Here is a 24,768-nt window from a genome sequence, read left to right as displayed (position 1 = left end):
TACGGGGCTTGCCTCTGAGGCAAGAGATTTGCCTCAGAGGAAAATTCCTGGCGCAATGGAGGCATGAACCACCCCGCCGCCCGTGCACACGAGACCGACGCCACGACGGACGTCCTGCCGGACGTCGCCCCCCGACTGCGTGAGCTGCGGCGCGGCCGGGGCCTCACCCTGGAGGCCGCCGCCGCACGGGCCGGGCTCTCGCCGGCCCACCTCTCCCGTCTGGAGACCGGGCGACGCCAGCCCTCGCTGCCGATGCTGCTCGGACTGGCCCGTGTCTACGGTACGACGGTCTCCGAGCTGCTCGGCGAGGAGCCGCCCGAGCGCGACCCGGTCATCCGCGCCGCGCGGGCGGAACCGGTCGAGGCCGACGGCTGGACCTACCGCCAGGCGGGCAGCTCCGCCGGCCGCGCGATGCAGCCGCTGCGGGTGACGGTGCCCTACGGGGCGCAGGGCGACCTCGTCCGCGTCCACCCGGGGGAGGAGTGGATCCACGTCCTGGAAGGGCGGCTGCGGCTGGGCCTCGGGGACGCCGTCCATGTGCTCGACCGGGGGGACAGCGCCCACTTCGACTCGATGACACCGCACCGCCTCGCGGCGGCCGACCCCGGCGGCGCCGAGCTGCTGTTCGTGCACACCCTGCTGACCAGCCCGACCGTCGAGCTGTGCCTGCCGGGCGGGAGCCACCGCCGGTGACTCGCCGTCAGCCCGTCAGCTTCGACCGGACCAGAGAGGCCATCACCGTGTCTGACAACCCTGTGGACGCCGCCGCCGAGCGTGAGCCGTCCCTTGAGCCGTCGCCCGAGCCGTCCCCCGAGGTCCCCGCCCGCGCCGAGCCCGTCATGGACGAGGAGAGCAACTTCCCGCGCGGGCTCGCCATCCGGCTCTTCGCGTACCTCGTCGCCGGGCATGTCCTGGCCGGCTTCCTGTACCTGCTCTTCGAGGCGGGTGCGAAGGGCGGCTAGGGCCTGTTGCGAAAGTCCCGCCTGGCCGACGACGCCTGGCACGCGCACTCGCCGCGTTGTCGGAATCATCCAAGTACGTCCAGTACGAGAATGATCCTCCGCCTTGCGATCGCACGCACCAGACGCCGTCGGCCCCGCCCTTCGGGCGGACGGCGCTACTTTCGCAACACGCCCTAGGTCCTGTCCGGCGGATCTTCGGGGATCGGCCCGGGGCGTCCGGTTCGGTGCGTCGCAAGGCGGAGGATCGTGCTCGTACTGGACGTACTCGGATGCCTTCGAAAACGCTGTCAACGAAGCGAGGCGCCGTGCCAGGCGACCCGGGCCCCGAAGATCCGCCGGGCAGAGCCTAGGGCTGTGGCCGGGAGCGTTGACCGGGTTGCGCGGCTCTTGGGCCGCGCCTGTCCTCGATCGCCGGACGGGCTGCACATGCAGCCGTCCGGCGATCGAGGACGAACCGGCCCACCGGGCGGACCCGGTGAATCCTTCCGGTCACAGCGCTGGGCCGCGCATTGTGTCCCCTGTCGCAGGATGGGCGGGTACGGGTGTCAGCCCTCGTCGACGAGACGGCCCCGCAGCCGCTCGCGTGTCTCGTCCGTCAGCCCCAGACCGTCCGTGAGATAGCGGTCGACGCTGCCCCACGTCTCCTCCATCGTCGTGAAGGCCGTTTCGAGATACACGGCACGCGCGTCGAAGAGCGGGGCCAGCAGCTCCATCACCTCCGGTGAAGTCCCGCCGGGCGTCGGGTCGCTGCGGCGTACCTGGTAGCGGCGGTGCGGATCGTTCGACTTCAGATAGTCCGCCTCGATCGCGTCCCGCTCCACGCCCACGGCGAGCAGCGACACCGCAATGGAGAGCCCCGCCCTGTCCTTGCCCGCCGCGCAGTGCATCAGCGCGGGCAGGCTCTCCTCGGCCAGGGCGTGCAGCACGCGCCGGTGCTCGGCGGTGCGGTCCAGCACGATGGAGCGGTACGAGGCGGACATCCGGGCCACGCCCTTGCCGTCGTCGAGGATCGACCGCAGCTGGTCGAGATCGCCGTCGCGGACCATCTTCCAGAACTCGGTCCCGTCGGCCGGGTCGGTGAGCGGAATGTTCACATGGCGTACGCCGGCCAGTTCGACGTCCAGGCCGTCGAGCTTCTGGTCGGCCGCGTTGCGGAAGTCGAAGATCGTGTGCAGCCCCAGCGACGTGAGGAAGGCCGTGTCCTCGGCCGTGGCGTGCGCGAGATGGCCGCTGCGGAAGAGCCGGCCGTACCGTACGCGCCGTCCGTCGACGGTCGGCAGGCCGCCCACGTCGCGGAAGTTGCGTACACCGGCCAGTTCGGGCTCGGTCGGCGGGACCTGCTGCGGCACCTCGTGCGTCACGTGAGCTCCTCCGCGTCTGCGGTCGGCGCTCGTCGCCGACGCTGTCGCGGTCCGACCTTACGACATCGGTTCCCGCTGAATTCACTTCGCGAATAAGGCTTCTGTCCGTAATGCGCGATTACGCATCACGTGCCCTTTTAGGAGGGGATATGGGGGCAGATCGGCCACCGTTGGTGAGCCAGATCATATCCGTGACGGTGTGTGGCGGGACCCGGGAGGTGAATTGGGGCTGCGCACGGAATTCGAAGATCCGTATCCACGCAGGGTGACCGCGCGGGCCGAGCGATATTCGAGGGCGGATTGCCGGCGGAAAACGACGGCTTGTACGGGTCGGCCCACCCGGCTTACGGTCACCGCAATCCGAGCGGATCGCCGAATCCTGCCGCCGTTCGGAATCCGCATCCACCCAGCACTCATCCACGTGTGGCAGGAGCGGGGGACCCAGGTAGTACGCCGGCCGGACATCCGGACGGCTTGGGGTGAAGTCGCGTCACGGCGCGGCCGGGCATCTCCAGCCCGAACCCGACAGCTCACCTCGTAGGCGCCGGAGAGGAAATTCGACATGCCCGCAAAGGGTAAGCACCGTCGTCCGAGGACCAACCCGATCACGCGCGGAATCGTCGCCGCCGGAACGGGTGGCGCCGCCATCGCGATACCGCTCATCGGTGCCACGGGCGCCCACGCCGCCGAGCGGAGCGCCGTCCCGTCCGTGGCGCCGGAGCGCGCCGTGTCCGTCGCGCACACCGCCCCCGCCGCCCCCGCGCCGCAGACGGCCCAGCAGGCCGCCACCGCCAAGACCGTCAAGACGTACTCGGTCAGCGCGGGCGACTACCTCGCCAAGATCGCCGAGACCCAGAAGGTCAGCGGCGGCTGGGAGAAGCTGTACGAGGACAACCGCGAGGTCGTCGGCGACGACCCGTCGCTGATCCACCCGGGCCTGAAGCTCACCATCGGCGCCAAGGGCGAGTCGGCGTCCTCCGCGGGCAAGGCCGAGGCCACCCCGAAGAAGAAGACCGCCCCCGCGAAGCCGGCCCCCGCGAAGCCCGCTCCGGCCGAGCCCGCCCCGAAGGCCGACACCACGGCGAACCAGCCCGCGGCGCAGAGCAGCGGCACCGGCTACACGGCGCCCGTCGACGGCGGCACCTCCACCGCCTACCGCGCGGCCGGCGGCAGCTGGTCCAGCGGTTACCACACCGGCGTGGACTTCTCGGCCGCGTCGGGCACCACCGTCAAGGCGGTCGGCCCCGGCACCGTCGTCTCGGCCGGCTGGGCCGGGTCGTACGGCAACGAGGTCGTCATCAAGCACGACGACGGCCAGTACTCGCAGTACGCCCACCTCTCCTCGCTCGCCGTCTCGCCGGGCCAGAGCGTCGGCGGCGGCGACCGGATCGGCCTCTCCGGTTCCACCGGCAATTCCACCGGCCCGCACCTGCACTTCGAGATCCGCACCGGCCCCAGCTACGGCTCGGACGTCGACCCGCTGGCGTACCTGCGCGGGCACGGCGTCTCCATCTGAGCCGTTCGACCGCACCGAGAAGCTGAGAAAATGGCCGTTGGCCGGCACCCCGCGTGCCGGCCAACGGCCATTCCCTTATTCCGGCTTGAACGAATTTTTACCGGTGGTGTTTCTCACCGGCGTCAACCCCTTCTTACGGTCGCGTAGGTCACATACACGGGTGAAAGATGCTCTGTTGTGGCTGACGATTCGAGAACAGGAAGCAGAAACGCCTTCGGGTCGTACGCCGCCATCGGTGACAGCTTCACCGAAGGCGTCGGCGATCCCGGGCCCGGCGGAATGCATGTCGGCTGGGCGGACCGGCTCGCCGTGCTGCTCGCCGACCGGACACCGGACGGGGCGGCCGTCGACGACCCCGACCACGGGTCGTTCCGGTACGCCAATCTCGCCGTACGGGGACGGCTGCTCGACCAGATCGTGGCCGAGCAGATCCCGCGCGCCAAGGAACTCGCCCCGGATCTGGTCACGTTCTGCGCCGGCGGCAACGACATCATCCGGCCCGGCAGCGACCCCGACGACGTCGCCGAACGCTTCGAACGGGCGCTGGCCGACCTGACGAGCGCGGTCGGCACCGTCATGGTCCCCACCGGGTTCGACACCCGCGGCGTGCCGGTGCTGCGCCATCTGCGCGGCAAGATAGCCACGTTCAGCGCGCACGTCCGCTCCATCGCCGACCGCTACGACTGCCCGGTCCTGGACCTGTGGTCGCTCAGATCCGTCCAGGACAGACGCGCCTGGAACGGCGACCGCCTGCACCTGTCACCCGAGGGCCACACCCGCGTGGCCCTGCGCGCCGCCCAGGTCCTCGGCCTCGACGTCCCCGCCGACCCGGACCAGCCGTGGCCACCTCTGCCGCCACGCGGCACACTGGAGGTGCGCCGCGACGACATGCAGTGGGCGCGCGAATACCTGGTCCCCTGGATTGGCCGCCGCCTGCGCGGCGAATCCTCGGGCGACCACACGGTCGCCAAACGCCCGGATCTGCTGCCGCTGACACGTCACTGATGACCCGTCACCGAATCGCCGGCGACGGCCGGTATCCGTTCCAGGACGCCGCCCGCGAAGACGTCGTACAGCGGCAGCGTCTCAAGGTGGACATAGCCGATGTGGCAGTCGCAGGCCGCGAGGGGGCACGTGCGTGGTTCGAGGGCTGTGCGGTACGAGCCGTCGTAGAGGTTGCCCAGTTCGGCCGGGACGAAGTGGCAGCGGCGGACCGTGCCTTCGCCGTCCACCGAGATCACCGATTCGCCCGTCCGGCACGGCAGGCCGGCCGAGCTGTGGGGGTGGCGGCTGTACGGGAACAGGGGGTCGACCGACGTCCAGTCGGCGGCCTCCGGGTCCGAATAGGTGCGGCCCTGAGCCGCGTTGACCCACAGGTAGACGTGTTCGGGGAGGTCGGCGCGGAGGCGGCGGGCGTGGTCGAGGTGGTCGGGGAAGCCGACGATGCCGACGCTGAAGCGGATGCCCGCGGCGCCCAGCTCGCGGCACTTGGTGAGGAAACGGTCGTACGGCGTCTGACCGGGGTGGTACGTGCACCACAGGGCCAGCTTGGCCGGGTCGGTGGACTTCAGCCAGTCCGTGCGGCAGCTGAGGTTCGTCTGGATGGCGACCCGTGCGACGTGCGGGAGGTGGGAGAGGTCGGTGAGCGCCCGCCGGTACCAGGAGCGGGTGAGGCCCTCGCCCCACGGGGTGAACAGGACCGACAGCCGGTCGTCCGTCCGCTCGCTCACCCAGTCCGTGAAGCGCGTCAACGAGGCCCGGTCGGCGCGCAGTTGGTCGGAGCTGTCGCGGCGCTTGGCGAACGGGCAGTAGGGGCAGTCGTAGTCGCAGGAGGCGAGCGGGCCCCGGTAGAGGATCGTCAGGTCCATGGCTGCCTCACTTCGGTTCGTACGAGGCCATCGCGGCCCGGACGGCGGGGGAGAACAGCGCCGGGCCCAGCGCGTCCGAGTGGGCGAGGCCGTCCGGCGAGAGCCGCAGCAGACCGGGCCCGGCGTCCGTGTCGAGCCAGCCGAGGTCGGCGAACCGGTCCAGCTCGGCGCGGAAGTCGTCCTCCGGGCGGCTGCCGAACCGCTCGCGGTAGCCGTCCACCGCCATGCCCTGCGCCTGGAGCAGCGACTGGAGAAGATGGCGGCGGAGTGCCTCGTCCGCGTCGACCGCGCGTCCCACCTCGGCGCGGGAGAAGTCCTCGGTGGTCGTGTAGGTGTCGATGATGGTGCGGATCTCGCGCATCCCGACCGCGTAGTCGAAGGAGTAGTGCAGGTCCGAGGTGTACGACCGCGCGCCGCAGCCGAGGCCGATCATGCCGTCGGTCTGGCACGCGTGGTCGTCCGCGCCTTCGCGCGGCGCGCCGGGGAGGCGGAACATCCGCATCGACACCTGCTCGTAGCCCTGGGCGAGGAGATGGTCCCGGCCCTGCCGGTACAGCTCCAGCCGCTGCGCGTCCCAGTCGGCCTCACTGGGATGCGCGCGCCGGCCGAGCGGGGTCAGCGGCCGGGCGTACAGCGGGTAGAGATACAGCTCCTCGGGCCGCCAGGCCAGCGCCGCGTCGAGCGACAGCCGCCAGGACCGCGGCGTCTGGCCGTCGATGCCGTAGATGAGGTCGATGTTGAGGACCGGGATCCGCGCGTCCCGGATCCGGCCGAGCGCCGCCTCGACGTCGGAGCGGCGCTGCGGGCGCACCGCCGCCTTGGCCTCCTCCTCGACGAAGCTCTGTACGCCGATGCTCAGCCGGGTGGCCCCCCGGTCGGCCAGCACCGACAGCCGGTCGGCCGTGGCGGTCGACGGCGACGTCTCGACGGAGAGCGGGACGGCCCGCAGGTCGGCGCCCATCCGCTTCTCGGCGATGTCGCACAGCCGCTCCAGCTCGCCGGCGGTGAGGAAGGTGGGCGTGCCGCCGCCGAAGGCCGCCGTCGCGAAGCGCACCGCTGTCTCGCCGCCCGCGTGCACCGCCTCGGCGTGGAGCGCGTCGGCCACCGCGGTCGCCTGCCGGTCCAGCGCGTCCAGATAGCGGGTCGTCAGTTCGTCGGGGGCGCCGATCCGTGTGAAGAGATTGCAGAAGCCGCAGCGGACCTCGCAGAACGGTATGTGCAGATAGAGCGAGAGCGCGTCCTTGCGCTCACCTGCCCACAGATCACTCAGGACCGGCCGGTCGGCCAGCGGGCGGTATGCCGTCTTGTGCGGATAGGCGTAGACGTAACTCTCGTACGGGCGCGGTGTGTTGGTCATCAGTGTGCCCCTGGCTCCAGGAAGAAGTGCGCGTACGGCACCGTCCAGACGGACTCGTGGCCCAGGCGGTGGCCCGTCCAGCCGTCGTCACCGTAGGCCGTGCCGTGGTCGGAACAGATGATCGTGAAGCAGCGGCGCCGACTGCTCGCCGCGGCGAACAGCCGGCCGATGTGCCGGTCCACGTATTCGAGCGCGGCGGCGTGCGTGCGGCGCGAGTCGCCCGCCGCACGGGTGGCGCCGGGCAGATGGAACCAGTTCGGCTGGTGCAGCGACGGCACATTGACGAAGAGGAACAGCCTTCGCGTGGCGGGCAGTTCGGCCACGACCCGCTCCGCGCGGGCCACCTGTGACTCGAACGACGTCGGCGACGCGACGCCGAACTCCGGCTCCCAGTGGCTCTCCTGGAACATCCCCGGCAGTACGGAACCGAGCGCGCCCCGCTTGTTGAAGAAGCCGACACCCCCGACGCACACCGTCCGGTACCCCGCGTCCGCGAGGCCCGACACGAGATCGGGCGCGTCGAAGACGAACGTCCGGTCGGCAGTGGACTCGCTCCCCTCGAACCGCGCGGCGAACAGCCGAGGATGCGGCCCCGGCGCGGCGGGCGTCGGCAGGAACCCGGCGAACATCGCCTGGTGCGACGCGTAGGTGAAACTGCCGGGGGCGTGCCGCTCCTCCCAGCGCCCACCCGGCAGATGACGGGCGAGATTCGGCAGCCGGCCCGCCGCGGCCAGCTCGGCCGCCACATCGAAACGCAGTGTGTCGAGGGTGACCAGCAGCAGGTCGTCGCGGCCCACGACACGGCTCATGTCGGGCAGCTCGGCCCCCGGGGCCTCAGAGGTGTGCACGGCGCTCCCCTTCCGCGCCGGCGGCGTGGCCGCCGCCCCCCGCGACCCGCCGCCCGCCCGTACGCGGGGCCGCGAGCTGCGCCCCGTAGGTGTCCAGGCCCTCCGCGCCGCTTCCGGGCAGCCCGGTGAGACCGGGCAGCAGATCGCCGAAGGCGTTGACCTCACCGACGGCGAAACGGCGCCAGCCGGTCGCGGGCAGCAGGTCCACCCCCACGCAGTGCGTGCCGGGGAAACACGCGGCGGCCCGCTCGCAGATCTCCAGCGCGGCGGCCCAACTCCGGCCGCCCCCGGCCGCCTCGGTCGCCGCCCGCGCCGCGTTCAGATCGCCGCGCGACCCGCCGAGATGCAGATTGGTCATGGGCGACGAGCTGGTCCGTACGACGGCGTGCGTCGCCCGGCCCGCGACGACCACCACCCGCAGATCGGCCGCCCGGCCGTGCTGCGACGCCTTCGGCAGCCACCGCTCGACATGCAGCCCGTCCGGGGCCAGCGCGTCGACGACCGCCGCCACCTCGTGCTCGGTGGTCAGCCGCCGTACCCGAAGGGAGTTGAACAGCCGCCCGGAGGCGTCGCGTTCGACCGCGGTCGTCGCCCGCACCCGGCCGGGACCGGCGGTCTCGACGGCCAGCACCCCGGACGCGGACGAGCCGTGGGCGAGCTTGACGAACGCCCGGCGCATACCGGGACCGCCCATCAGCGCGCGTACGTCGTCCCAGCCGCGTACGGCCGGGGCGCCGGGCCCCGAGGTCGGCGACGGCGGCACGGGTACGGAGGCCAGGTCCAGCACCTCGTGGCACAGCCGCTTGTCGAACAGCACCGCCAACTCGTCCGGGTCGTCCAGGAGATCGGCCCCCGCCTCCCGTACGGCCCGGCCCAGCTCCCGTACGGCGGAGGTGAACCGCTCGTACCAGCGCGCCGTGCCCTCGACCCGGGTGGGATCGTCCGTGCCGCGCAGCAGCCGCTCCACCGCGGCGTCCTCGCCCGGCGACTCGACCCGTACGACCTCACCCCGCCGGAACTCGGCCCGCCCGCCCAGCACATCGAGCCACGCCACCTCACGGGCCGGCGGCAGTCCCGCCGCCCTGACCGCGTCCTGGAACAGGCCGACGCGGCGGTTGGCGGGATTGCCGACGACCGCCAGCCCACCGCTACTCGGAGACGGCGACATAACGCCACTCGTCTTCGTCGTCGCCTTCGTCGGAGTAGTCCTCGGCCGGCTCCAGCTCCAACCGCACACCGTGCGGCACCAGAGTCTCCGCGATCCGCCCGGCCCGGGGCTCCGACACATAGTGGTGCCGCAGATCCAGCTCCTTGAGATGGGTGAGCGGCTGGCCGGTGAGGAGCGCTTCGGCTCCCGCGTCGGTGAGCACTCCCATGGACAGCGCCAGCGATTCGAGCCCGGCGACGACCGGTGCCGAGGCCACGGCGGTGGCGATCTCGTCCTGGATCTCGCTGTTCTGGAGCCCCAGATGGCGCAGGCGCGGGAATCGCCCGCCGTCGAGGACGGGTGCCAGATCGGCGACGGTGGCGTTCCCGCCGTACTCCTCCACGCCGAGCCACAGCTCCAGGCGCTCCAGCGCGGGCAGCTCACTGGCCCCGACGGCGCGCACGACGGAGCCCGGCAGCCCACCCGACTCGAAACGCAGTACACGCAGCCGCTCTTGGTTCACCGGCCGCAGGCGCAGACCACCGTCGTCGTACGTGTAGCCGCAGCCCCGCACGCCCAGCTCCTCCAGCAGTGGGAACGCCTCGATCGCCGCGGTGATGTCGCTCATCCTCAGCCAGGACACCTCGCACTCCTCGCTGGTCACATCCGCCAGGAACAGCGCGCGCAGGCCGGGGAAACGTGCCGCGTCGGCGACGATCATGTCGAGGACGGGCGCGAACTCGCTGTAATCGCCGTCCCACCACGGCCCGATGACCAGCGCGCGCACACGCTCCGTGTCGACGGCATCCGTGAAGTGCTGCCACAAGCCGGGGAAGGTCCACACCTCCTCCCACCCGCAATCGAGCCGCCAGGCGACGGCGTCGGGCTCGGGCAGCGGCTTCAGCGACCGGATCCTGTGGTGGGGGACGGTGAAGACCGGCAGGCCGTGGAACTCGTCGAAGTGCTCGACGTCGACCGGGCCGCTCATTCGGCCACCGCCGTGTAACGCCAGTCGTCGCCCCTCGCGGACTCGCACTCCGAGAGATCCACGATCACACCCGCCGGCTCAAGCGTCGCGCGGATCCGCTCCCGCATCGGCTCGCTCAGGTAGTGGTGGTGCAGATCGAGCTTCTTGAGGTGGGTGAGCGGCTGACCGCCGAGCAGCGCCTCGGCGCCTTCGTCGCCGAGGGTGCCCATCGACAGGTCGAGCGTTTCCAGGCGCGCGACGACCGGCGCTCCCGCCAGCGCCGCCGCGATGTGGTCCTGGATCTCGCTGTTGCGCAGGGCCAGCGACTTCAGGGCCGGCAGGCGCGCTCCGGTGAGGAACGGCTCCAGGTCCGCCACGATCGTGTTCGCCCCGTACCCGGACGTGCCCAGCCAGATGTCCAGATGTTCCAGCGCCGGCAGTTCGGCCGCGCCGATCTCACGCACCACGGCGGCGTCCAGACCGCCGGTCTCGACGGTCAGCGAACGGAGCCGCTCGTGCTTGACGCCGGTCATGCCCAGCAACTGGCCGCCGCGCACCCCGAACGAGCGCAGCTGCGGGAGGCCGTTGATCAGCGGCGCCATGTCCGTCTGGTTGATCCACGAAATCTCGCACTCCTCGTAGGTGATGTCACCGACGAACAGCGCCCTGAGGCAGGGGAGTTGGTCGCTCGCCGCGATAATGGCCCCGATCACCTCGTCGGGAGCGGAGTCGTAGGCATCGCTCCAGGCGCCGACTATCAGCGCGCGGACCTCGGTGGTGTCGACGGCCTTGAGGAAGCGGGCGAACGCCGACTCCCACTCCTCCTCGCTGTCGTACGCGTCGACAGAGATCCGCCAGGCCACCGACGCCGCGTCGGGGAGCTTCGCCTTCGGTTCGGCGTCGGCGTCGACCTTGGCCTCGGCTTCGGCGTCGGCGTCGGGGAAGTCGAACGCGGGCAGGCCGTCCAACTCCTGCATGTTGCTCGAAACGGTCATGGCGAGTGCTCCAGACACCGGGCGTCGGCGTTGATCGGCTTGCTGCTGAGAGAAGTTGTAACAGGCCCCACTGACAGGCCCGGTTCGGGGGGCGGAGCGCGTTGTCAGACCCACCGTCTAGCGTCGTTCACAGGTCGGCGCACTCGGCGCCGCCGGTCGAGGGGAGAGCCATGTACCGGCAGGGAGACGTGCTCATCGTGCCCGTCGCGGACGACAGCGTGCCGTCCGGGATCGCCGAGACGCGGAGCGAGCCGAGGGACGCGCGGGGCCGCCTCGTTCTGGCGCTGGGCGAGGTCACGGGCCATGCCCACGCGGTGACGGGACCCGGCAGGCTCGTAAGGGAGACCGGCGGCGAGTTCGGGCCGATGCTGCTCCATCTGCCGGAGGGCGGCCGGGTGGTGCACGAGGAGCACGCGGCGATCCCGCTGCCCAAGGGGTGGTTCCGCGTGGTGCGTCAGCGCGAGTATCTGCCGGGCGCGGTGCGCGTCGTCGCCGACTGAGGAGCGACGACCGACGGCGGGGCAGGGCCGGGCAGTACGTGGTGCACAGGACAGTGACAACAGGGGACGGGGCTTCAGACATGCGGCAAGTGGACAAGTGGCGGGGCGTCGCGGCGGCGACGGGGGCGGCCGACCGGCCGGCGGCCGAGGCGGGCATACGGCTCGCCTACCGGACGGCAGGACTGACCGGGCCGGAGCGAATCGTCTGGGCGGATTCCCCGCTGGCCGGACTGGCCGCCGTCCGGACCCTCAAGGATCAGGGCAGATCGGTCCGTGAGGAGGTCCGCACCAAGCCGTGGGCCGATGAACGGCGGCGCATCCACGACGAGTTGGGCCCGGCGGGCTGGGCCGAGTGGTGGGGCGCCACCGGCGCCCGGCTGTGGGACAGCACCCGCGCGCTCGCCGAGCGGATCCGCTCCGGCATCGCCGACACGCTCAGCACGGACGCCGCCGGCCTCCCTGAGACACGGCAGCTGCTGCTCGACGCGGTCCTCGGCCAGCACGACGCGGCCTGGCTCGTCGCGTTCGACGGCCGTGGCGACCGGCTCACGGGACTCGCCGAGGTGGCGGCCCACGCCGGCTGGTGGTGGCCTTACGAGAACGTGGCGGTGGTCTGCGAACGGCCCGTGGAGCTGCACCGCGACGAGACGGGGCGCCTCGACCGCGGCGACGGCCCGGCGCTCGCCTACCCGGACGGCTTCGCGCTCTACGCGTGGCGCGGTATGCCGGTCCCGGCCGGCTTCCTCGCCGAACTCACCACGCTCGACCCGGCGCGGATCCGCGCCGAGGAGAACGCGGAACTGCGCCGCGTGATGCTGGAGTACTACGGCTACGACCGCTATCTCGCCGAGTCCGGCGCCAAGCCGATGGACAAGGACGAGACCGGCATTCTGTGGCGGATAGCGCTCGCCGACGACGAGGACGTGGTGATGGTCGAAGTCGTCAACTCCACCCCGGAGCCCGACGGCACGAGCCGCACCTACTGGCTGCGGGTGCCGCCGAACACACGTACCGCCAAGGAAGGTGTCGCGTGGACGTTCGGTCTCGACGCCAAGGCGTACGAACCGCTGAAGCAGACCTGATCGGGCGCCCAAGGTGTCCTCAATCGCCGGACGGGCTCCATATGAAGCCCGTCCGGCGATTGAGGACGAACCGGCCCACCGGAAGGCCCCGGTGAACCTTTCCGGTCACAGCGCCGGACAGGACCTAGGGCATGTTTCGAAAGTCCCGCCTGGCCGACGACGCCTGGCACGCGCACTCGCCGCGTTGTCGGAATCATCCAAGTACGTCCAGTACGAGAACGATCCTCCGCCTTGCGATCGCACGCACCAGACGCCGTCGGCCCCGCCCTTCGGGCGGACGGCGCTACTTTCGCAACACGCCCTAGCCCGCGCCGGACAGCAGCGCTTCGGAGCTGATCAGCGACGAACTGCCCTCCACCGTGCACGCGTAGGCGCCCGCCACCGCGCCGAGGCGCGCGCAGCCGTCCAGGTCCCGCCCGGCCAGCCGCCCGTAGAGAAAACCGGCGACATACGCGTCGCCCGCGCCGTTGGAGTCCACCACCGGTGCGGGCGGGACGGTCGCCGGGATCGGCCGGGGTGTACGGCTGCCCTCGCGGGTCAGCAGATACGACCCTCCCGCGCCCGCCGTGGCCACCACCGCCCGCGCCCTGCCCTCGCGCAGGATCTCCCGCATCACCGGAGCTATGCGCTCGCTCGCGCCGGCGGCGCTGAGGAAGACCAGGTCCGCGCGGTAGGCGAACTCCCGGTGGTAGGCGTTCATCCCGTCCCAGTCGTGCAGGTCGGTGGAGACAGGGACACCCAGTTCGATGATGTCGTCCAGCAGGAAGCGGGTGAAGTTCGTAATCGACACATGGACATGGCGGGCCCGCCGCAGGTGCGGCAGGTAGAACTCGCGCGGCATCCGCAGGTCGTCCGGATCGCGTGCGTCGTGGAAGGACATCCTGCGGCCCGTCTTCTCCACGAGATTGACCGCGCGACGCGTGCCCGCGGGCGAGATCAGCCCTTCGAAGTCCACACCGCCCTTGGCGAGATGCTCCCGGACCTGACCGCCCGTCCAGTCGTCACCGATGAAGTCGAGGAATTTGACGTTCAGTCCGAGGGCCTGACAGCCCAAGGCCACATTGCCGCCGGTCTGTCCCGGCCATTCGCGGATCGGCCCGACGCCGACCGCGTCGGTGAGCGGGACGGGGAGCGAGTCGACGCGGACCACGGTGTCCACGCCGCTGCCGCCGACGACCAGCACGTCGTGGCCAGGCTCTGCCACCTGCTCGGTCCCCGACCCGGCTATGTGCTCGACGTCCGGATGCTCGGTCTGCTGCTGCGCCACAGTCTCCACCTTCGTTCCGGATTCCGGATGTCCGCCTCAGTATGGCCGTGGCGGCGCGGGCCGGTGGGGCGGATGCCGGTCACCCGGCGAAGCCGGTCACGGGCCGGTCATGAACCCTCACCCGTGAGCGCCGCCGTGTCGACGCCCAGTTCACGCGCCAGCGCCTCGTCCGACCACGCCAGCAGGGTGGTGTGCGTCAGCGAACCCGCGTACGACGTCATCTGCACCGCGAGTCCGTCCAGCAGCGCGGTCAGCCGCCAGGCCGTCGCCACCGGGTCCGCGCAGCGGAATTCGCCGCCCTCGACGCCTTCGGTGATGACGGCGGCGAGCGCGGCCTTCCACCGCTGGTCGAGTTCGCTGGCCACCTCGTGGAGCGCGGGCTCGCGCGGCGCCGCCGCCCATCCCTCGATCCACAGCCGCCAGCCGTTGGCCCCGTCGGTCGGCGCGTACCAGCGGGTGGCGGCGTGCAGCCGGCGCAGGGCGCTGGCAGGGCGGCCGAGCAACTCCCGCAACTGCGCCAGGTCTTCCTCGGCGGCGCGCCGGAAGGCGGCGGCGAGCAGCTTCTCCTTCGTGGAGAAGTGGTACAGCACCAGGGCGTTGCTCACGCCGAGGACGGCGGCGACATCGGCGATACGCACGGCGGCCACCCCCCGTGTCTGGATCTGTTCGACGGTGGCGCGCAGCAGATCCTCGCGCCGTTCCTCCACATTCAGCCTTGCTCTCGCCACAACCGAAGCCTAACCCCAGGCGGTTGACACAAATGGCGGGCCTGTAAACCACCGCTCTCGCAGTGGTGGTGGCCGACCGCCCGGCGACCCGCGTCCCGTCGTACGGCACCCGCATACGGCACCCCGCCCCGTCGAGCGCGGTGAGCGCGGACCCGGCGACTCCGCCGCCCCCGGCCGGATCCTGCCGCGCGACCGGCTCGTCCTGAAGGGGCGGATGGATCGACTGAATGGTCGAGACGAGCCGCGCGGGCGACGGACGGGGACGTCCGTTCTCCGGGCGCCCCGGCGCGCGCCGTATGGCCGGTTCTCGCCCATCGGTGGCCGTGCGGGGGAATCCGCGAGATCGTCCGGACGTTGCATCGGCGTGCCCCGGACGGCACAACCGGCGTGGCACCCCGGTCCAGGAAACCGCCCATAATGGGATGAACCCGAACCTTCAGGAGATGCAGTGAACGGCGCCGGCTCCCCACCCTCACTCCGCTCCCGGCTGCGCGCGATGCGGTCCGAGGCCTTCGGGGCCGACTCGGCCGGCGAGCGTCTGGAGCGGATCCACCGCTCTCCGAACTTCGTCGACGGCGTGTTCCAGAATCCCGAGGGCACCGCCAGAATCAGACCCTCCGGCTCCATGCTGGAGCTGTCGAAGGTCTACTTCCGTAAGGAGGCGCGCGCCCGGCGGGCGCCCGCCATCCCCATCCCGGTCCACCAGGGCACCCTCGCGGACCTCGCCGTACCGCCCGCCTCCGGGCTGCGGCTGACCTGGATGGGCCACTCCAGCGTCCTCGCCGAGATCGACGGCCGGCGCGTGCTCTTCGACCCGGTCTGGGGCGAGCGCTGCTCCCCCTTCTCCTTCGCCGGACCGAAGCGGCTGCACCCCGTGCCCGTCTCACTCGCCGCACTCGGGCCGGTCGACGTCGTCGTCATCTCGCACGACCACTACGACCACCTCGATCTGCCGACGATCAAGGGGCTCGCCTCCACGAACACCATCTTCGCCGTGCCGCTGGGCGTCGGCGCCCATCTGGAGCACTGGGGAGTGCCCGCGGCCCGCCTGCGCGAGCTGGACTGGAACGAGACGACCGAGGTGGCGGGCATCTCCTTCACCGCGACACCCGCGCGGCACTTCTGCGGCCGTGGTCTGCGCAACCAGCAGCACACGCTCTGGGCGTCCTGGGCCGTCGCGGGAGCCGAGCACCGCGTCTATCACAGCGGCGACACCGGCTACTTCTCCGGCTTCCGCGACATCGGCGCCACCCACGGCCCCTTCGACGCCACGATGATCCAGATCGGCGCCTACAGCGAATACTGGCCGGACATCCACATGACCCCCGCAGAGGGCCTGCGCGCGCACGTCGACCTCCAGCAGGGCAGCCCGTCCGGCGTGATGCTGCCGATCCACTGGGGCACCTTCAACCTCGCTCCGCACCCGTGGGCCGAGCCCGGCGAGGGCTCGGTCACCGCCGCGGCCGAGGCGGGCGTACGGCTCGCGCTGCCGCGTCCGGGCGAGTCCTGCGAGCCGACGCTGACCGACAGCATTCCCGGCACCCCGTGGTGGCGCTCCGTCGCCGTCCCGCCGGCCGACGGCTGGCCGCAGGAGGTACCCGCCGGGGATCAGGCCGCCGTCACGACGGATCAGGTCGCGGGCGCGGGCGGGGCGGCCACGACCGGGACGGGAAGCGAGACGGCGCCGTCCGCGCAGAGCGCGCCGTAACGGCGGACCCCGCACCCCCGCACTTCCTGCACCCTCAGCGCCGGACCGGCACCGCGTGTCTCCGCGCGGCGCGTGGTGCGGCGCGCGGCTTCGGCCTCAGACCTGGACCACCGTCACCCCGCGCTCCTCGAACAGCTTCGCCTGTTCGGGGGCGCCGGCGTCCGTGATCAGCGTGCCGATGGCCTCCGTCGGGCAGATCCGGGCGAACGCCAGCGTGCCCAGCTTCGAACTGTCCGCCACCACCACGAGCCTGCGCGCCCGCTCGGCGAGAAGCGCGTTGATGCTCGCCTCGTGCTCGCTGCGCGCACCGGCCCCCGACTCCGCGTCCACGGCGTCGGCACCGATGAAGGCGATGTCCAGACTCACCTCGCCCAGGATGTGCCTGGCCAGCGGCCCCACGAGTTCGTACGACTGGGGCATGGCCACGCCGCCCGTGGTCACGATCTTGATGTGCGGGCGCACGGCCAGTTCATGGGCGATGTTGAGCGCGTTGGTCACCAGGGTGACGGCCGGTTCGCCGCCCCTGCCCGACATGTCGGCCAGATCGCCCCGGGTGGCGACCGCCCGCGCGACTTCGGCCGTCGTCGTGCCGCCGTTGAGCCCGATCACCATGCCCCGGTGCACCAGCGCGGCGGCGGCGCGGCCGATGCGCTGCTTCTCCGCCGACCGCCCCACCGACTTGTAGCGGGGCGGCAGCCCGTACGAGACGGAGTGTGCCGCCGCCCCGCCCCGGGTGCGGGTGAGCAACTGCTGCTCGGCGAGGTGGTCGAGGTCCCTGCGTACGGTCGCCGCCGACACGGACAGCTCGGCGGCGACGTCGTCCACGTCCAGCCGGCCCCGCTCGGCGAGCAGTTCGAGCAGGGTGTTGTGCCGTTCGTACCGGTTCACCGCATCTCCTTCGCCACGCTTCGGATCATTCAAGCACCTTCCAGCCCGCCAACTATTGCTTGAAGATGCTTGAAACTCTGCTCTAGCATGCAGAAAAGAGCATCTTGCTAGCGAATTGATGAGAGTGGAGAGTCGACGTGACGTTTGTCCACACGGAACTGGCCAGTCAGCCCGAGAGCTGGAGCCAGGCGGCGGAGCTGGCCGACGGGCTGCGCGGCTCGGGCCAACTGCCCGAGGCCGGCGAGCGCACCGCCGTCGTCGGCTGCGGCACCTCGTACTACATGGCCCAGGCGTACGCGGCGCTCAGGGAGGGTGCCGGTCAGGGCGAGACCGACGCCTTCGCCGCCTCCGAATTCCCGGCGGGCCGCCCCTACGACCGGGTTGTGGCCCTGACCCGGTCCGGCACCACCACCGAAGTGCTCCAGCTGCTGGCCGCCGCCCGCGGCACGGCCGCCCGGACGACCGCGATCACCGCGGACCCCGAGACGCCGATCCGCTCGGCCGCCGACGACCTGGTCGTCCTCGACTTCGCCGACGAACGGTCCGTCGTGCAGACCCGGTTCGCCACCACGGCCCTCACGCTGCTCCGTGCCCACCTGGGCCTGCACAGCGACGCGGTGGTCGCCGACGGGAGGCGGGCCGTACTGGAGCCGCTGCCCGAAGGGGTCACCGACTGCTCGCAGTTCACCTTCCTGGGGCAGGGCTGGACCGTCGGGCTGGCCAACGAGGGCGCGCTCAAGATGCGGGAGGCGGCGCTCGCCTGGACGGAGTCGTACCCCGCGATGGAGTACCGGCACGGCCCCATCAGCATCACCACCGAGGGCACCGCGACCTGGCTGCTCGGTCCCGCGCCGGACGGTCTCGCCGAGCAGGTCGGCGGGACCGGCGGACTGTGGGTGGCCGGTGAACTCGACCCGCTGGCCGAGCTGGTACGGATCCAGCGCCTCGCGCTCGCGCTCGCCGACGCGCGGGGCCTCGACCCGGACCGGCCGCGCCACCTCACCCGTTCGGTGATCCTCGCCGCCGAGTGATCGAGTGATCGAGTGATCGAGTGATCGAGGGGCCGGGCGCCCGTAGGACGTAGGACGCCGGGCGGATGAGGGCCGGAGATATGGGCAACCGCTCCGGCCCTCGGTGCGATTGCGCTGTTTCGGACTGTTGTGCGATAGCTCATACCAGAGCGGGATGCTCTGTGGGCAAGTTTGTCAACTGCCCGCCGCGACTGACCATTCGCCAACTACCGTGTGTGCTCGGCGATCAACGCTGGGCTTCTTTCGCATGTCCGCCTGCCCCACGTACCGAGGACACTGATGTCGCAACTTCGCGCAGCCACCGCGCGACCCGACCGCCGAGAAGGCGGCCGGCACGGCCGGCCGGGCACCCGCACGCCCTCGGCCAAGGCGCCGCCGGCCAAGGGCGGGCACCCGGCCGCACCCGAGCCGACCGCGCCGGCACCGCCCGAAGCCCGTATACGCCCCCAACTCCTGCGCGCCGCCGTGGTGCCGACCGTTACGACCACACTCAGCGGCCTGCTCGCCGTGCTCGTCGTCGTCCGTTCCGGCGAGGTGGCGCCGACCGCCGAGATCTGGGCCGCCGTCGTCGGTACGGTGCTGATCGGCGTCGTCGCGGCCACGGCCGCCGCCGTCGGTGCCGACCGCGTGGCCCGGTCCGTACTCGACCGCTGCAACGCGCTGCGCCGGTCCAGCACCCGTGCCCAGGCCGACCTGCGCGGCGTCGTGGAACAGCTGCGGCGCGGCGAAGGCCCGCCGCCGCGCCGCCCACCCGTGCTGAAGGCGCCGGTCGGTGACGAACTGGACCTGCTCGCCCAGGAACTGGGGCGGTCCCAGGACGCCGCGGTCACGGCCGTCGTCCAGGCGTCCAGGCTGTCGAGCAGCGTCGGCAACGAACAGAAGGTCGAGGTCTTCGTCAATCTCGCCCGCAGGCTCCAGTCACTGGTGCACCGGGAGATCCAGCTCCTCGACGAGTTGGAGAACAAGGTCGAGGACCCGGATCTGCTGAAAGGTCTCTTCCACGTCGACCACCTGGCCACCCGCATCCGCAGGCACGCCGAGAATCTGGCCGTACTGGGCGGGGCCATCTCGCGCCGCCAGTGGAGCCGGCCGGTCACGCTGACCGAGGTGCTGCGCTCGGCCGTCGCCGAGGTGGAGCAGTACCCGCGCGTCAAACTCGTGCCGCCCGTCAACGGCACCGTGCGCGGCCACGCCGTGGCCGACGTCGTCCATCTGCTGGCCGAACTGGTCGAGAACGCCACCCTGTTCTCCGCGCCGCACACCCAAGTCCTGCTCCGCGCCCAGCAGGTGACCGCCGGACTGGCCATCGAGGTCGAGGACCGCGGGCTCGGCATGCCCGCCGACGAGCAGAAGCGGATGAACGCCCTGCTCGCCGACCCCGACCAGGTCAATGTCGCCCATCTCCTCCAGGACGGACGGATCGGGCTGTTCGTGGTGTCGGCGCTCGCCCGCCGGCACGGCATCGCCGTCCGGCTGCACGCCAACATCTACGGCGGCATCCAGGCCGTGCTCGTGCTGCCGCAGGCGCTGTTGGGCGGGGGCGCGGATGGGGACGGAGCGGGGCGGGCCGAAGGACAGGCGCCGGGCGCGCCCGTGCCCACACCCACACCCGTGCCGGTGTCCGTGCCCGCTCCCGTGCACACATCCGTGCCCGCGCCGGTGCCCGCGCCTCTGCCGGTGCAGGAGGCGGCCCCGGCGCCCCCGCCCGTACCCGCACACCCGCAGCCCCAAGGGCCGCGCCCGTCGCACCGGCGGACCTCCGGACGCCGGGCGCTGCCCGTACGCGGTGAGCGCGCCGCGCGTCCCCGGCCGCCCGAGCCGGGGCGGCACCCACAGCCACAGGCCCCGCTCCAGCCCGGATTCCAGTCCGAACTCCAGCCCGAAATCAGGCCCGAGTTCCCACCGGTGTCCGACGACCTCTCCGTACCCGGAGTCGTGCGCGGCACCATGGACCGGCCCCAACTGCCCAAGCGCCGCAGCCAGGAGCACCTCGTCCCCCAGCTGAGGGACGCGCCAGCCCCGCCCGGCGACGCCGAACAGGCGCTGCACGATCCCGGTCTGATGGCCGCCTTCCAGCGCGGTATCGGCCTCGCCGAGGCCCAGCCCGCCGGCGACCCCGGACCCGGCCCCGGACCCGATCCCGCCCTCGCGCCTGCCCCCGCACCCGCCCCCGTGACGGAACTGCCGGATCCGCGACGCCACGACCGAGACAACCCCCTCAAGGAGTAGATCACCATGGCGAGCGATGCGCCGACAGGCCACGTCTCCGACCTCGACTGGCTGCTCAGCGGCCTGGTCCAACGGGTGCCCTACACCCGCAGCGCGGTACTCCTCTCCTCCGACGGACTCGTCAGATCCGTCCACGGCCTCGACCCCGACAGCGCCGACCACATGGCCGCTCTCGCCTCCGGCCTCTACTCGCTCGGCCGCAGCGCCGGCGCCCGCTTCGGCGACAGCAGCGAGGTGCGCCAGGTGGTGGTGGAGCTGGACGCCACCCTGCTCTTCGTCTCCACGGCGGGTTCCGGCACCTGCCTGGCCGTGCTGGCCGGCCGCGAGGCGGACGCCGCCGTCCTCGGCTACGAGATGGCGATGCTGGTCAAGAGCGTCAGGCCGTATCTGGCGACGCCGGTCAGGCAGGCGGCCGGCGCCACATCGAGCGTCACGGGGCAGTGACTGTGACGGTCCCGACGGATGGTCCGTGGCTGGACGACGCGGCGGGCCGGCTCATCCGCCCGTACACGGTCAGCGGCGGCCGGACCCGACCCACGGTGGAGCTGGATCTGCTGTCGCTGGTCATGGCCACGGGAGCCGCCGCGACCCAGATGTATCTCGGCCCCGAGCACAGCGAGGCGCTCGGCCTCTGCCAGGGGCCGACATCGGTGGCGGAGATCGCCGGGCATCTGCGGCTGCCCGCCGTCGTCACGAAGATCCTGCTGTCCGACCTGATGAACAGCGGCGCGGTGACCGTCCGGCCGCCGCACAACTTCGACAATCCCAGCGACTGTTCCCTTCTGGAGGCAGTACTCGATGGCCTACGACGACAGCTCTGACTCCTTCGCCACCCCTTTTCCCACCGCGCTCAAGGTCCTGGTGGCCGGTGGTTTCGGGGTCGGCAAGACGACATTCGTGGGATCGGTCAGCGAGATCGCCCCGCTGAGCACCGAGGAACTGCTGACACAGGTCGGGGCCGAGACGGACGATCTGACGGGTGTCGAACTGAAGACCTCGACCACCGTCGCCATGGACTTCGGCCGGATGACGCTCGACGAGCGGCATGTGCTCTATCTCTTCGGCACGCCCGGCCAGGAACGCTTCTGGTTCATGTGGGACGAACTCTGCCGGGGCGCCCTCGGCGCGATCGTCCTGGCCGACACCCGGCGGCTGGAGAACTCCTTCTCCGCCGTGGACTTCTTCGAGCAGCGCGGGATCGGATTCGTCGTCGCGGTCAACGAGTTCGACGGCGGCCACCGCTACGACCCGGAGGAAGTGCGGGCGGCGATCGACCTCAGGCCGGACGTGCCCGTCGTGATATGCGACGCCCGCCTCGCCAGCTCCGGGATCCAGACGCTGGTCACACTCGTCCAGCACCTGCTCACCGCCGTCCCGGCCGCCGCGGTGTCCGAGACCACCGTTCCCAGCGGCGTCGGCCCGGACGACGGGGTGGCGTGATGAGTTACGACCCCATCGGCCGGCTGCTGCTCACCCCCGTCGACCGGGACGCGCCCGACCGGGTACGGCGCCTGCGCCTGCTCGGAGTTGGACTTGGGCTCGGGCTCGGCGAACGGCCCGAGCCGGCCTTCGACGCCTTCGCGCTCCACCTCGCCCAACTCGCGGGCACGCCCTACGCGATGGTCAACTTCATGGACGAACAACGGCAGTTCTACGCCGGGCTGCACACCCCGGCGCCCGAGCCCGGCCGCTTCAGGGACCGGGACCACGGCTACTGCCCCCATGTGGTGGTACGGCGCAAGGCGCTCGTCCTGGAGGACGTACGCGACTTCCCGAGGTTCGCCGGCAATGCCATCGTCGACGAGACCGGCCTGCGCTCCTACTTGGGCGTGCCGCTCATCGACCGGACCGGTATCGCGCTCGGCACCGTCTGCGTCGTGGACAACCAGCCCCGGCACTGGGGGAGAGCCGGCCTGGAGACGGTCAAGTCGCTGGCCGCCGAGCTGTCCGAGCAGATACACCGCAGGGAGGGCGGCAGGGAGGACGGTGGTATCTGACGGGTGTCTTAGGTATCTGACGGGCCGTCAATTACGCTGTCGTGCGGCGCTCCAGTACGTCGACGGCCAGTTCGCGTACCACCGACTCGTCCACCTCCACCCCGAGGCCCGGCCCCTCGGGCACCCACGCGGTCCCGTTCGCCACCCGCACGGTCTCCACCGCGTACGGCGAGCCGATGAACTGGCGGCCGTTGAGATCGACCGGCGTCGTGATGCCGTACGCCGCGAACAGGTGCAGCGAGGCGGCCAGCCCGAGGTCCGACTCGGTGAGCCCCGAGCCCATCAGCTCGACCCCGCAGTCCTCGGCGAGCGCGCACAGCCGACGGGAGAGCGTCAGGCCGCCGCCGCGCTGAACCTTGGCGATCGCGACGTCGACCGCCCCGAGCCGGACGAACGTCGCCAGATCGCTCGGATGCCGCAGGCTCTCGTCGAGCGCCACCGGCACGGCCGACAGGTCCCGCAGCCGCCGCAGCCCGGCGATGTCGTTGGCGGGCAGGGGCTGTTCGAAGGCGGTGACCCCGAGCGCGTCGAGCCGCCGGGCCATCCGCAGGGCGACGGGCACGGTGTACGCCTGGTTGGCGTCGACCCACAGCGGCGCGTCGGGGGCGTGTGCGCGTACGGCGGCCACCACGGCCGCGTCGGTGTCCTCGTCGTGCAGACCGACCTTGACCTTGAACGCGCGATATCCCTCGGCCCTGCCCTCGGCGACGCTGTCACCCACCTCGGCGGGCGACTGGCCCGAGACGATCCAGCCCAACTCGACCGACTCCGCACGCCGTTGCCCCCAAAGCACGCCGAGCGGCACGCCCGCCGCCCGGCCCAGCAGATCGTGCAGCGCCACGTCCACGGCGCTCTTGGCGAGGGGCGCGCCGATGGTGAAGCCGCGGTTGACCGCCCGGTCGAAGGCGGTGTCGACGGCGTCCAGGTTCCAGACGGGCGTGCCGATGATCGCGGGCGCCAGATAGCGGTCGATGGTCGTCACGATGGACTCGGCGGTCTCGTACGTCCAGGCGGGGATCGGGGTCGCCTCGCCCCACCCGTACAGCCCGTCCGCGCCGACCCGGACCAGGATCCGGACGGACGGGGTACCGGCGACGGCCACGGAGCCGCCCGCGACGCCGAAGGAGCGGTGGGTGGGCAGTTCGACGGCGAACGTCTCGACGCGGTCGATCCTCATGGCGGCCAGATCCTCTGTCACGTCACTTCTCCTCCATCGATGGCGGCGGTCGGCGGCGGCCCCGTGCTCGCCCGCAGGACGACCTCGCCGCCCAGCCGGAGCACCCGCGAACGCTGCCCGTGCGGCTCGCGCAGCGCCAGCGAGATCGCGTGCTGCCCCATGGCGGTCAGCGGCAGGGCGACGGTGGTGAGCGGCGGAGTCAACTCCCGGACGAGCGGGATGTCGTCGAAGCCCGCGAGCGAGATGTCGCGGGGCACGTCGATGCCCGCCTCCCGGAACGCGGCAAGCGCGCCCACCGCCATCACGTCGGTCACGCCGAACACGCAGGTGGGGCGGGTCGGCCGGGTGAGCAGTTCGCGGGCGGCGGCATAACCGCCGTCACGGGTGAAAGCGCCTTCTACGACGCATTCGGGACCGAGCGCGACGCCCGACTCGGCCAGCCCCTCGCGGAAGCCGGCCAACCGGTCGGCGACGGTGGTGAGGCTGGGCGGCCCGCTCAGCACGGCGAACCGCCGGTGGCCGAGCGCCAGCAGCGCGCGGGCGAGCGCCGCCGCGCCCGCGCGGTTCTCGGGCAGCACGGCGTCGGCGCGCACGCTGCGGTGCCGGCTGACGACGGCGACCCGGCCGCCCGCGCGGATGTACGGGTCCAGCTCGGCGGTCAACGCCCTTTCCCAGGTGCGGTCCTGGAAGCCGGAGCCGATCAGCAGGATGGCGCGGGCGCGCTGGGCGCGCAGGATGGAGACGTACTCGATCTCCCTGGCCGGTTCGCGGAACGTGCTCGCGAGCATGACCAGGACGTCCTGTTCGGCCGCCGCCCGCATCACCCCGTCGGCGATCGCGGCGAAGTACGGGTCGCCCACGTCGTGGCAGATCAGTCCGACCGTGTTGCTGGACGAACTGGCAAGCGCCTGGGCGTGTGCGTTGGGGATGTAACCGAGCAAATCCGCCGCCGCCCGCACCCGGTCCCGCAGTTCCTCCCGGACGCGCGTCGTGCCGTTCAGGGCTCTGGACGCGGTCGCCAGGGAGACGCCCGCGTGGCGCGCCACGACGTCCAGCGTCACATGGGCACTTGCTTCCCGTTCACTCAAGACGGCCCCCGAGTCGCGGCAGCGGGCAGGTCCCCTGGCGGGGCCCGGAAAC

Annotated in this window: 25 protein-coding genes and 1 riboswitch; of the genes, 13 read left to right on the top strand and 12 right to left on the bottom strand. The window is 71.8% G+C overall.

Annotated features, from left to right (window positions below; all coding sequences use genetic code 11):
• Window positions 1–63: 63 nt before the first annotated feature.
• Both OG700_RS04375 and OG700_RS04370 read left to right on the top strand, forming a co-directional pair.
• Window positions 64–693 carry a helix-turn-helix domain-containing protein gene (locus tag OG700_RS04375; RefSeq protein WP_405609130.1) on the top strand — a complete coding sequence of 210 codons (630 nt, stop codon included), beginning with the start codon at window positions 64–66 and terminating at the stop codon, window positions 691–693.
• Between the two features lie 47 nt (window positions 694–740).
• Entirely contained in the window at window positions 741–962 is a 222-nt protein-coding gene (locus OG700_RS04370; protein ID WP_405609127.1) for a DUF6126 family protein, read from the top strand.
• Window positions 963–1,507: 545 nt separating this feature from the next.
• Here OG700_RS04370 and OG700_RS04365 read toward each other — a convergent pair.
• Entirely contained in the window at window positions 1,508–2,311 is an 804-nt protein-coding gene (locus OG700_RS04365) for a tyrosine-protein phosphatase (protein ID WP_405621429.1), read from the bottom strand.
• A 412-nt stretch (window positions 2,312–2,723) separates the two neighbouring features.
• Window positions 2,724–2,882, top strand: a riboswitch (cyclic di-AMP (ydaO/yuaA leader).
• Between the two features lie 3 nt (window positions 2,883–2,885).
• On the opposite strand from OG700_RS04365, the gene OG700_RS04360 reads away from it, so the two are divergent.
• Together OG700_RS04360 and OG700_RS04355 are read left to right on the top strand one after the other, a co-directional pair.
• Entirely contained in the window at window positions 2,886–3,839 is a 954-nt protein-coding gene (locus OG700_RS04360) for a peptidoglycan DD-metalloendopeptidase family protein (protein ID WP_405609124.1), read from the top strand.
• A 177-nt stretch (window positions 3,840–4,016) separates the two neighbouring features.
• Window positions 4,017–4,844 carry an SGNH/GDSL hydrolase family protein gene (locus tag OG700_RS04355; protein WP_405609121.1) on the top strand — a complete coding sequence of 276 codons (828 nt, stop codon included), beginning with the start codon at window positions 4,017–4,019 and terminating at the stop codon, window positions 4,842–4,844.
• On the opposite strand, the gene OG700_RS04350 is transcribed toward OG700_RS04355, so the two are convergent.
• The 6 genes from OG700_RS04350 to OG700_RS04325 are packed head-to-tail and all read right to left on the bottom strand — an operon-like array spanning window position 4,838 to window position 11,021.
• Window positions 4,838–5,707, bottom strand: coding sequence for an STM4011 family radical SAM protein (locus OG700_RS04350; protein WP_405609118.1), 870 nt, complete (start codon window positions 5,705–5,707; stop codon window positions 4,838–4,840). The genes OG700_RS04355 and OG700_RS04350 overlap by 7 nt on opposite strands.
• 7 nt (window positions 5,708–5,714) lie before the next feature.
• Window positions 5,715–7,064 carry an STM4012 family radical SAM protein gene (locus tag OG700_RS04345; RefSeq protein ID WP_405609115.1) on the bottom strand — a complete coding sequence of 450 codons (1,350 nt, stop codon included), beginning with the start codon at window positions 7,062–7,064 and terminating at the stop codon, window positions 5,715–5,717.
• Window positions 7,064–7,873: an STM4013/SEN3800 family hydrolase gene (locus OG700_RS04340; RefSeq protein ID WP_405621427.1), complete on the bottom strand. Its 810-nt coding sequence runs from the start codon at window positions 7,871–7,873 to the stop codon at window positions 7,064–7,066. Before OG700_RS04340 ends, OG700_RS04345 begins: the two co-directional genes overlap by 1 nt.
• 25 nt (window positions 7,874–7,898) lie before the next feature.
• Window positions 7,899–9,080 (bottom strand): STM4014 family protein, encoded by a 1,182-nt coding sequence (locus OG700_RS04335; RefSeq protein ID WP_405609112.1) that lies wholly within the window; start codon window positions 9,078–9,080, stop codon window positions 7,899–7,901.
• Window positions 9,061–10,047, bottom strand: a complete 987-nt coding sequence (locus tag OG700_RS04330; protein ID WP_405609109.1) for an STM4015 family protein — start codon at window positions 10,045–10,047, stop codon at window positions 9,061–9,063. Before OG700_RS04330 ends, OG700_RS04335 begins: the two co-directional genes overlap by 20 nt.
• A complete protein-coding gene (locus tag OG700_RS04325) occupies window positions 10,044–11,021 on the bottom strand; it encodes an STM4015 family protein (protein ID WP_405609106.1) in 978 nt (325 codons plus the stop codon). Before OG700_RS04325 ends, OG700_RS04330 begins: the two co-directional genes overlap by 4 nt.
• Before the next feature lie 170 nt (window positions 11,022–11,191).
• On the opposite strand from OG700_RS04325, the gene OG700_RS04320 reads away from it, so the two are divergent.
• Together OG700_RS04320 and OG700_RS04315 are read left to right on the top strand one after the other, a co-directional pair.
• Window positions 11,192–11,521: a hypothetical protein gene (locus OG700_RS04320; RefSeq protein WP_405609103.1), complete on the top strand. Its 330-nt coding sequence runs from the start codon at window positions 11,192–11,194 to the stop codon at window positions 11,519–11,521.
• An 80-nt stretch (window positions 11,522–11,601) separates the two neighbouring features.
• Entirely contained in the window at window positions 11,602–12,603 is a 1,002-nt protein-coding gene (locus OG700_RS04315; RefSeq protein ID WP_405609100.1) for a DUF6745 domain-containing protein, read from the top strand.
• 301 nt (window positions 12,604–12,904) lie between these two features.
• Here OG700_RS04315 and OG700_RS04310 read toward each other — a convergent pair whose 3' ends face one another.
• Together OG700_RS04310 and OG700_RS04305 are read right to left on the bottom strand one after the other, a co-directional pair.
• Entirely contained in the window at window positions 12,905–13,783 is an 879-nt protein-coding gene (locus tag OG700_RS04310; RefSeq protein ID WP_405621425.1) for a carbohydrate kinase family protein, read from the bottom strand.
• A 194-nt stretch (window positions 13,784–13,977) separates the two neighbouring features.
• Entirely contained in the window at window positions 13,978–14,598 is a 621-nt protein-coding gene (locus OG700_RS04305) for a TetR/AcrR family transcriptional regulator (RefSeq protein ID WP_405609097.1), read from the bottom strand.
• Between the two features lie 448 nt (window positions 14,599–15,046).
• Here OG700_RS04305 and OG700_RS04300 point away from each other — a divergent pair, with 448 nt between their 5' ends.
• On the top strand, window positions 15,047–16,306 hold the full coding sequence (locus OG700_RS04300; RefSeq protein WP_405609094.1) for an MBL fold metallo-hydrolase: 1,260 nt from the start codon (window positions 15,047–15,049) through the stop codon (window positions 16,304–16,306).
• Window positions 16,307–16,402: 96 nt separating this feature from the next.
• Here OG700_RS04300 and OG700_RS04295 read toward each other — a convergent pair whose 3' ends face one another.
• Window positions 16,403–17,194, bottom strand: coding sequence for a DeoR/GlpR family DNA-binding transcription regulator (locus tag OG700_RS04295; RefSeq protein ID WP_405609091.1), 792 nt, complete (start codon window positions 17,192–17,194; stop codon window positions 16,403–16,405).
• A gap of 137 nt (window positions 17,195–17,331) precedes the next feature.
• Here OG700_RS04295 and OG700_RS04290 point away from each other — a divergent pair, with 137 nt between their 5' ends.
• The 6 genes from OG700_RS04290 to OG700_RS04265 all read left to right on the top strand — a co-directional run bounded on the left by OG700_RS04290 (window position 17,332) and on the right by OG700_RS04265 (window position 22,451).
• Window positions 17,332–18,225, top strand: a complete 894-nt coding sequence (locus OG700_RS04290) for an SIS domain-containing protein (RefSeq protein WP_405609088.1) — start codon at window positions 17,332–17,334, stop codon at window positions 18,223–18,225.
• A gap of 279 nt (window positions 18,226–18,504) precedes the next feature.
• Window positions 18,505–20,454 carry a sensor histidine kinase gene (locus tag OG700_RS04285; protein ID WP_405609085.1) on the top strand — a complete coding sequence of 650 codons (1,950 nt, stop codon included), beginning with the start codon at window positions 18,505–18,507 and terminating at the stop codon, window positions 20,452–20,454.
• A 6-nt stretch (window positions 20,455–20,460) separates the two neighbouring features.
• Entirely contained in the window at window positions 20,461–20,898 is a 438-nt protein-coding gene (locus OG700_RS04280) for a roadblock/LC7 domain-containing protein (RefSeq protein ID WP_405609082.1), read from the top strand.
• Between the two features lie 2 nt (window positions 20,899–20,900).
• The gene (locus OG700_RS04275; protein WP_405609079.1) at window positions 20,901–21,275 is read left to right on the top strand and encodes a DUF742 domain-containing protein; all 375 of its coding nucleotides are present in this window, start codon (window positions 20,901–20,903) and stop codon (window positions 21,273–21,275) included.
• Window positions 21,253–21,894 carry a GTP-binding protein gene (locus OG700_RS04270; RefSeq protein ID WP_405609076.1) on the top strand — a complete coding sequence of 214 codons (642 nt, stop codon included), beginning with the start codon at window positions 21,253–21,255 and terminating at the stop codon, window positions 21,892–21,894. The genes OG700_RS04275 and OG700_RS04270 overlap by 23 nt, the downstream gene beginning before the upstream one ends.
• On the top strand, window positions 21,894–22,451 hold the full coding sequence (locus OG700_RS04265; RefSeq protein ID WP_405609073.1) for a GAF domain-containing protein: 558 nt from the start codon (window positions 21,894–21,896) through the stop codon (window positions 22,449–22,451). Before OG700_RS04270 ends, OG700_RS04265 begins: the two co-directional genes overlap by 1 nt.
• Before the next feature lie 31 nt (window positions 22,452–22,482).
• Here the strand turns inward: OG700_RS04265 and OG700_RS04260 are convergent, their stop codons facing one another.
• Both OG700_RS04260 and OG700_RS04255 read right to left on the bottom strand, forming a co-directional pair.
• Window positions 22,483–23,649 carry a mandelate racemase/muconate lactonizing enzyme family protein gene (locus OG700_RS04260; protein WP_405609070.1) on the bottom strand — a complete coding sequence of 389 codons (1,167 nt, stop codon included), beginning with the start codon at window positions 23,647–23,649 and terminating at the stop codon, window positions 22,483–22,485.
• A complete protein-coding gene (locus tag OG700_RS04255; protein ID WP_405621423.1) occupies window positions 23,646–24,689 on the bottom strand; it encodes a LacI family DNA-binding transcriptional regulator in 1,044 nt (347 codons plus the stop codon). Before OG700_RS04255 ends, OG700_RS04260 begins: the two co-directional genes overlap by 4 nt.
• Window positions 24,690–24,768 lie beyond the last annotated feature (79 nt).

The organism is Streptomyces sp. NBC_01508 (assembly GCF_045040315.1).
GTDB lineage: Bacteria > Actinomycetota > Actinomycetes > Streptomycetales > Streptomycetaceae > Streptomyces.
The sequence above is the reverse complement of the archived record's forward strand: the minus strand, read 5'-3'. Positions and strand labels throughout refer to the sequence as shown.